The 8,273-nt window shown below is 72.5% G+C and carries 11 protein-coding genes; 4 read left to right on the top strand and 7 right to left on the bottom strand.

Annotated features, from left to right (window positions below; all coding sequences use genetic code 11):
* Window positions 1-166: 166 nt before the first annotated feature.
* Window positions 167-1,006, top strand: coding sequence for a hypothetical protein (locus tag EAO75_RS08635; RefSeq protein ID WP_187284352.1), 840 nt, complete (start codon window positions 167-169; stop codon window positions 1,004-1,006).
* A gap of 63 nt (window positions 1,007-1,069) precedes the next feature.
* Here the strand turns inward: EAO75_RS08635 and EAO75_RS08630 are convergent, their stop codons facing one another.
* The gene (locus EAO75_RS08630; protein ID WP_147994458.1) at window positions 1,070-1,948 is read right to left on the bottom strand and encodes a helix-turn-helix transcriptional regulator; all 879 of its coding nucleotides are present in this window, start codon (window positions 1,946-1,948) and stop codon (window positions 1,070-1,072) included.
* Window positions 1,949-2,093: 145 nt separating this feature from the next.
* Between EAO75_RS08630 and EAO75_RS08625 the strand changes: the two genes are divergently transcribed.
* Complete coding sequence (locus tag EAO75_RS08625; protein ID WP_147994457.1) at window positions 2,094-2,309, top strand: tautomerase family protein; 216 nt, start codon at window positions 2,094-2,096, stop codon at window positions 2,307-2,309.
* A 57-nt stretch (window positions 2,310-2,366) separates the two neighbouring features.
* On the opposite strand, the gene EAO75_RS08620 is transcribed toward EAO75_RS08625, so the two are convergent.
* The 5 genes from EAO75_RS08620 to EAO75_RS08600 all read right to left on the bottom strand — a co-directional run bounded on the left by EAO75_RS08620 (window position 2,367) and on the right by EAO75_RS08600 (window position 6,155).
* Window positions 2,367-2,786, bottom strand: a complete 420-nt coding sequence (locus EAO75_RS08620) for a molybdopterin-binding protein (protein ID WP_147994456.1) — start codon at window positions 2,784-2,786, stop codon at window positions 2,367-2,369.
* A gap of 164 nt (window positions 2,787-2,950) precedes the next feature.
* Entirely contained in the window at window positions 2,951-4,036 is a 1,086-nt protein-coding gene (locus tag EAO75_RS08615; RefSeq protein WP_147994455.1) for an ABC transporter ATP-binding protein, read from the bottom strand.
* Window positions 4,033-4,896, bottom strand: a complete 864-nt coding sequence (gene modB / locus EAO75_RS08610; protein WP_147994475.1) for a molybdate ABC transporter permease subunit — start codon at window positions 4,894-4,896, stop codon at window positions 4,033-4,035. The genes EAO75_RS08615 and modB overlap by 4 nt, the downstream gene beginning before the upstream one ends.
* Window positions 4,897-4,907: 11 nt before the next feature.
* Window positions 4,908-5,732, bottom strand: coding sequence for a molybdate ABC transporter substrate-binding protein (gene modA, locus EAO75_RS08605; protein WP_147994454.1), 825 nt, complete (start codon window positions 5,730-5,732; stop codon window positions 4,908-4,910).
* A gap of 36 nt (window positions 5,733-5,768) precedes the next feature.
* Complete coding sequence (locus EAO75_RS08600; RefSeq protein ID WP_187284351.1) at window positions 5,769-6,155, bottom strand: molybdopterin-binding protein; 387 nt, start codon at window positions 6,153-6,155, stop codon at window positions 5,769-5,771.
* Window positions 6,156-6,293: 138 nt separating this feature from the next.
* On the opposite strand from EAO75_RS08600, the gene EAO75_RS08595 reads away from it, so the two are divergent.
* Window positions 6,294-6,776 (top strand): molybdopterin-dependent oxidoreductase, encoded by a 483-nt coding sequence (locus EAO75_RS08595; protein ID WP_147994453.1) that lies wholly within the window; start codon window positions 6,294-6,296, stop codon window positions 6,774-6,776.
* Between the two features lie 73 nt (window positions 6,777-6,849).
* On the opposite strand, the gene EAO75_RS48515 is transcribed toward EAO75_RS08595, so the two are convergent.
* Complete coding sequence (locus EAO75_RS48515; protein WP_410092218.1) at window positions 6,850-7,041, bottom strand: hypothetical protein; 192 nt, start codon at window positions 7,039-7,041, stop codon at window positions 6,850-6,852.
* A 65-nt stretch (window positions 7,042-7,106) separates the two neighbouring features.
* Here EAO75_RS48515 and EAO75_RS08585 point away from each other — a divergent pair, with 65 nt between their 5' ends.
* Window positions 7,107-8,033, top strand: coding sequence for a LysR family transcriptional regulator (locus EAO75_RS08585; protein WP_147994451.1), 927 nt, complete (start codon window positions 7,107-7,109; stop codon window positions 8,031-8,033).
* Window positions 8,034-8,273: the final 240 nt, after the last annotated feature.

The following is an 8,273-nucleotide window of genomic DNA, read 5'->3' as shown; positions in this document are numbered from 1 at the left end:
GGGAGCAGGGGCCCTCCCAGCTGTACGGCCGGGTGTGCACGGTGAGTGGAGGCTTGGAGTCCGGCTCGGCGGCCGTGCCTGCCCCGCCGTTGCCCGTGCCGTTCGTCGAGGTCGCGGAGGACGACGGGGACTTCGGCCGGTCGGGCTCGGTGCCGCCGCGCTGGCTGTGAGTCTGCCGTCGGGCGGGGAGCAGGGCGACGCGGGACGGGGCAGCGCCGTCGGTGCCGCCGCCTCGAAGGACGCCTCCGGCCGGACACCCGGCCGTCCGACGAAGACCGAGGAGAGCGCGTCGGCGTCCCCGTCGAAGGGCACCGAGCCCGACCGGCCGAAGTCCCCGTCGTCCTCCGCGACCTCGACGAACGGCACGGGCAACGGCGGGGCAGGCACGGCCGCCGAGCCGGACTCCAAGCCTCCACTCACCGTGCACACCCGGCCGTACAGCTGGGAGGGCCCCTGCTCCCAGCACTATCTGATCGACCGGCCCGCGACGGAGGTCGGTCCGCCGCCGGTGGAGCAGGACGCGCCGGCCTGGGTCGGGGCCTACAAGGCGGTGTCGGCAGGGGAGCAGTTGCTGAGGCTCACCGTCCAGGGCACGGGGGAGGAGACGGTGGTCGTCGAGGGCCTGAAGGTCCGGGTGGTCGGCAAGGACACACCACCGGCCTGGAACGACTATGTGATGGGTGTCGGGTGCGGAGGCGATGTGCCGACCCGGCCCTTCAGCGTGGCGCTCGACGGCGCTCGGCCGACCGTCGTCGCCGGTGCCGGGCAGCGGGACTTCCCGTTGAAGGTGAGCGAGTCGGACCCGGAGGTCTTCGAGGTCACGGCCGACGCGTCGGCGTACGACGTGCGGTGGTACCTGGAGCTGGTGTGGTCCAGCGGTGACCGGAAGGGCACGGTGGTCGTCGACGACGGCGGGAGGCCGTTCCGGACGAGCGGCAACAACGGGCGTCCGGCGTACGAGTTCCCGCTCGGCGGCCAGAAGTGGCTGAACTCCCCAGAGGGGTGAGCGAGGCGCCGGCCCGGGGCTCCCGGGCCACGGTGCCCGGCGATCTCGCCGGTGCCCCGGCCCTCAGACGGCCCGTTCCTCACCCGCCGCAGACATGTCCTGGCGTCCGACCACGGAGAGCAGTTCCAGCCGCGCCGCGCCCTGCGAGCCCGGCGGCGCGGTGAACCACAGCAGCCGCTGGTGGCCGTCCTCGCTGAACAGGCTGTGGCAGTCCACCTCGATGACGCCGAGCGTGGGATGGACGATCCGCTTGTGATCGGCCCGGCGCACGCCCACGTCACCGGTGTCCCACAGCGCGCTGAACTCCTCGCTGGACCGCCGCAGTCGGGCCACCAGCCCGGCGATCCCGGCGTCCCGGCCGTGCCGGGCGGCCACCGCCCGCAGGTCGGAGACGAACACGGCGGAGTGGTGGGGGTGGTCCTCGGGCGGATAGAGGTCGCGCGAGGACGGCTCCGTGAACCAGCGGTAGAGGAAACCGGTGGTGGGGCCGGCCGCCGCCGGCGCGCCGACCGGCGGATGCGCTCCGACCAGAGCGGCGGCCAGTGCGTTCTGCGCCAAGGTCTCGTGGAGAGCGGTGATGACCATGGCGGGCGTCGTGGTGAGCCGGTCGAGCAGGCTGAGCAGGCCGGGCTCGACATGTGCGGCCGGGCCGTGCGTGGCCGGCGGGATACGGCGGTCCGCCAGGTGGAAGAGGTGGTCGCGCTCGTCCCTGCTCAGCCGCAGCGCGCGCGACAGGGCGGCCAGCGTCTGGTCGGAGGGCTGTGCGCCACGGCCCCGCTCCAGCTCCGTGTAGTAGTCCGCGGACAGGCCGGCCAACTGCGCCACCTCCTCGCGGCGCAGACCCGGGACGCGACGCCGGGGCCCGGCCGTGAGCCCGACATCGCGGGGCCGCACGCGGGCGCGCCGGGACTTGAGGAACGCGGCGAGTTCGGAGAGGTTCACGCCGCCCATCCTGCCCCCGACCGGCCCGCTCACCCAGGGGATGGCGACCCCAGGGTGAGCACAGCCCTGGTCACGGGCCTGGCGTCGGCCGAGGGTGGAGCCCGCAAGTGCCTTACCGAACCCGAGTCCAGGGGGAGCCCCCACCATGCCGTTCGCGAACTTCAAGGTCCCCGCCGGGACCCTCACCACCGAGCAGATGGAGCACCTCGTCACCGCCGCCACGGAGCTGTACGTCGACGTCTACGGCGAACGTGCCCGGGCCACCACCCTGGTGCTCGTCGAGGAGGTCCCCGACGGCGGTTGGGGCATCGGCGGCGAGGTCCTGACCCTCGCCAAGCTCCAGGAGGCACCGGGCAGTTGACCGACGGGACGGGTGCGGCCGGTTCAGGACTCGCCCCGTTGGGACGCCGTACCGGGCTCAGACGGTCGCGAGCGACACCTCGGTCGACTTGAACAGGACGGTGACGGCGGAGCCCGCCGCGAGGCCGAGATCGGTGATCGCGTCCTTCGTGATGGCAGCGGTCATCTCGCCGCCGTCGACCGAGACGCGCACCGAGGCCATGGCGGCGCCCGTCGCGACCTCACGCACCGTGCCGGACAGCCGGTTGCGGATGGACAGTCCCTCCACCGGGCCGGTCGCCAGTGCGACCTCCGTGGCCTTGACCAGGGCGTGTACGGCGGAGCCCTGCGCGAGGCCCAGGTCCTTGACGGCGTCGGCGGTGATGGCGGCGGTGACGTCCTGGCCGCCGGCGAGGCGGACCTTGACCGTCGCCATGGCCTCCCCCGGGGTGACGGAGGTGACGGTGCCGGGGATCTGGTTGCGGATGCTCAGGCTCATGGTCGTACGCCTCGCAGGGTATGGGGGTTTTGCCCCCGTTCGGGGTGCTGTCCGGTCCACCGTAGTCCGGCATGTGCGCTGCCCGCGGGAACCCCGTCGCAGCCGCGAGGCAAACGCCCCGTGATCCCTCGCAGACCAGGGCAGCCCTGCCACGCGCCGACCCCTCACGCCGGGTACGCGTGCGTCTGGGTGGCCTTCACCGTCGCCCACACCGTGACGCCGGGGCGCAGGTCGAGCTCGGCGGCGGCGATGGTGGTGAGGTCGGCGGCCAGCGGCAGTTCGCCGGTGAGGTCGGCGCGGATCTGGTCGCCGTGGGTCTCCAGGCCGGCCACCTCGCAGCGCCAGAGGTTGCGGGCGCTGGAGCCGGTGGGGCGCTCGCGGTGCAGGGTGACCGCGCTGGGTCGGAAGGCGACGAAGACCGGCCCGGTGAGGTCCTCGGTGGTCGTGATCGCGGGTCCCGCGTCGACGCGGACCGTGTGCCCCTCGGCCTCTCCCCGGTAGAGGTTGAGGCCGACCAGGTGCGCGATGTAGTCGGTGCGCGGATGCCGGGCGATGTCGGACGGCGTGCCCTCCTGCACGACATGACCGCCCTCGATGACGACCAGGTGGTCGGCCAGGACCATGGCGTCCAGCGGATCGTGCGTGACCAGCACGGCGACCGCCTCGAAGTCGGCCAGGTGGTGGCGGAGCTGGGCGCGGATGTCGAGGCGGGTGCGGGCGTCGAGGGCGGCGAGCGGCTCGTCGAGCAGCAGCAGCCGCGGATGGGTGGCCAGCGCGCGGGCGAGGGCGACACGCTGCGCCTGACCGCCGGAGAGCCTGCGCGGCTTGCTGCCGGCGTGCTCGGCGAGACCCATGCGCTCCAGCCACCCGGCAGCCCGCGCACGGGCCTCCGCCTTGGTGGCCCCATGGCAGCGCGGCCCGAACGCCACGTTGTCCAACGCGGACAGATGCGGGAACAGCAGGTAGTCCTGGAAGACGACCCCGACCGGCCGGGACTCCGGACGCGTACGGTCCAACTCCGCCCCGTCCAGCCGGAGATGACCGTCGGACAGGGGGACGAGACCGGCGAGGGCCCGCAGGGCGGTCGTCTTGCCCGCGCCGTTGGGACCGAGCAGCGCGACCACGTCGCCGGGTGCGGCGTTCAGGGCCACGTCCAGTCGGAAGGCGCCACGCTCCACCACCAGCCGGGCGTCGAGGCCCCCACCGGTCCCGGTGCGAGCGTCGACGGTCGTCTTCTCGGTGTCGGTCATGAGGCGGTCATCCATCGGTCACGCAACCCCGCCAGCACCGCGATCGACACGGCCAGCAGCACCAGGCTGAGGGCGATCGCCGCCTCGGGGTCGTTCTGGAGGGCGAGGTAGACGGCGAGGGGCATGGTTTGGGTGCGGCCCGGGAAGTTGCCGGCGAAGGTGATGGTCGCGCCGAACTCGCCGAGCGCCCGGGCCCAGGCGAGGACGGCTCCGGCGGCGATGCCGGGCGCGATGAGGGGCAGGGTGACCCGGCGGAACGCGGTGAAGCGGGAGGCGCCCAGGGTGGTGGCGGCCTCCTCGTAGCGCGGATCGGCGGCGCGCAGGGTGCCCTCCACGCTGATGACGAGGAACGGCATCGCGACGAACGCCTCCGCCACCACCACGCCCGCGGTCGTGAACGGCAGCGTGACCCCGAACCAGTCGTCCAGCCACCGGCCCACGACGCCGTTGCGGCCGAGCGCCATCAGCAGCGCCACACCCCCGACCACCGGCGGCAGCACCAGTGGCAGGGTGACCAGGGCCCGTACTATCCCCCGCCCGGGGAACTCGACCCGGGCCAGCAGCCAGGCCAGCGGCACCCCGATCACCAGGCTCACCGCGGTCGCCGCCGTCGCGCAGACCAGGGACAGCTGCAGGGCCTGCCACACCTCGGAGCTGGTCAGCAGGTCGGGCATGCTCCGCCAGGGCGCCCGGATCAGCAGGGCGACGAGCGGGAGGACCAGGAAGGCCAGGCCGATCAGCGCGGGCAGGAGCAGCGGCAGCGGCACGCCCCCGCGCACGCGCCGTCCGGCATGGTCCCCGCGGACGCGGCGGCGCCGCGGGCCACCGGTCAGGGTGTCCGCGGCGTCGGCCTTGTCCATGGACGGGGAGGTCACGGCTGGAGGAACCCGGCCTCGGAAAGGACCTTCTGGCCCTCGGGGGACTGCACCAGCGCGATGAACGCCTTGGCGGCCTCGGTGTTCCGCGATTCCTTCAGCACGGTGATCGGGTAGTCGTTGATGGCGTCGGCGGACTCGGGGAACTCCACGCCCTCCACCTTGTCACCCGCGGCCTTCACATCGGTCTTGTAGACGACTGCCGCGTCGGCCTCCTTCAGCACCACCTTGTTGAGGGCGGACTTGACGTCCTCCTCGTAGGAGACCGGCGTCAGCTTCAGCTTGCTCGCGTCGACGGCCTTCTGGGCGGCGGCACCGCACGGCACCGTCTTGTCGCACAGCACGACCTTCAGGTCCGACTTGGTCAGGTCCTTGAGGGAGGCGATCTTGTCGGGGTTGCCCGGCAGGGTCGCGATCTCCAACTGGTTGCGGACGAAGGTGGCCGGCGTGCCGGAGGCGTCGCCCGCATCCGTGACGATCTTCATCGTCTTGGGGCTGGCGGAGGCGAACACGTCCGCCGGGGCTCCGCCGGTGATGCTCGCGGCGAGGGCGTCGCTGCCGCCGAAGCTGAAGGTCACCTTCGTACCCGGGTGCTCCTTCTCGAACTCCTTGCCCAGCGCCGTGAAGCTCTCCTTCAGCGAGGCCGCCGCGAAGACGGTCACCTCGCCGGACAGCTTGTCCGACGCGGAGGCCGACGCCGAGGAGTCCGACCCGGCGGAATCCGAGTCGGAGGACGAGCAGGCACTCAGGGCCAGCAGGGCGGCGGCGCCTGCGCCGGTCACCTGCAACATGCGGCGGTTCCGGCGCGCGGTACGGGTCATCACGGGTCCACTCCCTTTTGGTCCTGACGGACTCAGCTACGGTCTTTCGACGACCACGTTGGTCGACTTGATCACGGCGACGGCCGGAACGCCGGGTTCCATCCCCAGTTCCTCAGCCGACTCGCGGCTGACCATCGCCACCACCCGGAACGGTCCGGCCTGGATCTCCACCTGCGCCGACACGTCCCCGAGGATCACGTCGGTGACGATGCCGGAGAACCGGTTGCGGGCCGAGGAGCCGGTGGACTCCCGTTCGGCCCGGTGCAGCTGCCGGGCGTAGGCCGCGAGGGCCGGGCCGGGGATGATGCGGTGGCCCAACCCGTCGCGTTCGGCGGTGAGTTTCCCGCCGTCCACCAGACGCCTCACGGTGTCGGCGCTGACCCCGAGTAACGCGGCCGCGTCACCGATCCGGTAGGTGTGCATACGCCGATGATAATGCCGCAACTGCGAGGGTAAAGTCTCCTGTCGCTTTGCATGAGCCGCATCCATCATCTGTTGGCATGGCATGTGCGTTTCTACGGGGGCGGTGTTCGGGTACGGTCACCCAGGAGGTGGTAGCCCGTGAGTCAGTCCCTCGCAGCTGCCCGTACGACCGCCGGACCGGCGGCTGAACTCGTCCTCGCCGGAGACCTGGACCACCCGGCCCGCCTGACGGTGCCCGACCTGCTCGGCTGGCCCCAGCACCGGGCCGAGGTCGCCTTCGAGTGCGCCACCAGCGGCGTGCAGAGCCATCGCTTCACCGGGCCGCTCCTGCACGACGTCCTCACGGACGCCGGTCCCGTCTTCGACCCCGCCCGCCGCAAGGACCGCCTGCGCTTCCTGATCGCCGTACGCGGCGCCGACGGTCACCGTGCCCTGCTGTCCTGGGCGGAGATCGACCCGGACTTCGGCCGTGCCCCCGTCCTGCTGGCGGTCACCCTCGACGACACGCCGCTCGACCGTGCGGGACCGCAGCTCGTCCTGCCCCAGGACCGCTGCGGCGCCCGGTACATCAGCGGCATCGAGGCGATTCACGTGGACGGCGGATACAGCGCCTGGGAATGACGGGGAGGACGGGAGCGGGCTGGGCCGCCGGCAGGCCCTGATCGGGCCACGCCCGCCTCCCGCCGAACCCTGATCAGGCCACGCCCGCGTCCCGCAGGGCGTAGGCGAAGGCGGGGGAGACCGGGTGGAAGGGGCCCTCCTCGGCTGTCCGCTCCCGTACGAACCGKGACAGCCCCACGCCGTCGATCACCCGGTTCCCCGAGCCGTACCGCCCCATCGGCAGCCGCCCCGCGTCCGCCCATCGGCGCGCGGTCTGCGGACTCACTCGCAACAGGCGCGCGGCCTGGCCAATGCTGTACGTCGGCACACCGGAACCCCAGGGGGTCGCGCATGCTGCTGCGCCAGTTGGAGTACCTCGTCGCGCTCGCCCGCGAGCGGCACTTCGCGCGGGCGGCCGCCGCCTGCTACGTCTCCCAGCCGTCTCTGTCCGCCGCGATCCGGCGGCTCGAACGCGAACTGGACGTGCCGATCGTGCGCCGGGGCCGCCGCTACGAGGGACTGACGCCGGAGGGCGAGGTGGTCCTGGCGTGGGCGCACCGCATCCTCGCCGAGCAGGACGCACTGCGCCAGGAGCTGTCGGCACTGCGCGGCGGCCTGACCGGCACCCTGCGGCTGGGTGTCGTCCCGACGGCCCTGCCCGTCGCCTCCCTGCTCACCACTCCCTTCTGCGAGCGGCATCCGCGCGCCGCGGTGGCCCTGGAGTCGCTGTCGTCGGCGCAGATCACCCACGGACTGGCGGAGTTCGAGCTGGACGCGGCGATGACCTATCTGGACGACGACACGCTGCGCCAGGTCCGCCGCTATCCGCTCTACGAGGAGCGGTACATGCTCCTCACCCCTGTCGACGGCCCCCTTGGAGGCTCCGACACCGCGCGCTGGTCGCAGGCCGCCGCCCTGCCGCTGTGCCTGCTGTCCCCGCGGATGCGCAACCGGCGGATCATCGACGACTGCTTCGCCGCCGACGGAGCCACGGCGGCCCCCGCCATCGAGACGGACAGCGTCGCCGGGCTCTACGCCCATCTGCCCGGCGGCCGCTGGTCGAGCGTGATCTCCCACGCGTGGCTGCACATGTTCGGGGTGCCGGAGGGGATGCGGGTGGTCCCGCTGGAGGGCCCCGCGCACGGACCACGCGTCGGGCTGGTCGTCGCCCGCAGCGAACCCCAGTCGGTCCTGGCGCAGGCGCTGCTGAAGGTGGCACGCGAGGCGGGCGTGCGCGACGCACTGGAGGCACGTCTGCGGACGTATCTGCGCAGCTGATAGCCGCGGCCTATCCGGGCATAGAGAGGTTCGCTTTGACCAGGGCGTTCGGCGACGAGGATCGTGAACTGCACCTTCCCGCAACGCCAGTTGAGGAGCCGCGACATGGCCAAGGTGCTCTGCGTCCTGTATGACGACCCCACCGACGGATACCCGAAGGCGTACGTCCGCAGACGTGCCTCCAGTGCGTCGCGCACGCCCGCCTCGCGTGCCACCTTCAGCAGCGCCTTTTTTTTTTTA

The sequence above is a fragment of the Streptomyces sp. UW30 genome (assembly GCF_008042075.1).
GTDB lineage: Bacteria > Actinomycetota > Actinomycetes > Streptomycetales > Streptomycetaceae > Streptomyces.
This window is presented reverse-complemented; position numbering and strand designations above follow the sequence as displayed.

Bases quoted from the DNA above. Each gene is read 5' to 3' on its own strand.
- EAO75_RS08625 (WP_147994457.1), top strand. From the start codon at position 2,094: ATGCCGTTCGCGAACTTCAAGGTCCCCGCCGGGACCCTCACCACCGAG.
- EAO75_RS08620 (WP_147994456.1), bottom strand. From the start codon at position 2,786: ATGAGCCTGAGCATCCGCAACCAGATCCCCGGCACCGTCACCTCCGTC.
- EAO75_RS08615 (WP_147994455.1), bottom strand. From the start codon at position 4,036: ATGACCGACACCGAGAAGACGACCGTCGACGCTCGCACCGGGACCGGT.
- modB (WP_147994475.1), bottom strand. From the start codon at position 4,896: ATGGACAAGGCCGACGCCGCGGACACCCTGACCGGTGGCCCGCGGCGC.
- modA (WP_147994454.1), bottom strand. From the start codon at position 5,732: ATGACCCGTACCGCGCGCCGGAACCGCCGCATGTTGCAGGTGACCGGC.
- EAO75_RS08600 (WP_187284351.1), bottom strand. From the start codon at position 6,155: ATGCACACCTACCGGATCGGTGACGCGGCCGCGTTACTCGGGGTCAGC.
- EAO75_RS08585 (WP_147994451.1), top strand. From the start codon at position 7,107: ATGCTGCTGCGCCAGTTGGAGTACCTCGTCGCGCTCGCCCGCGAGCGG.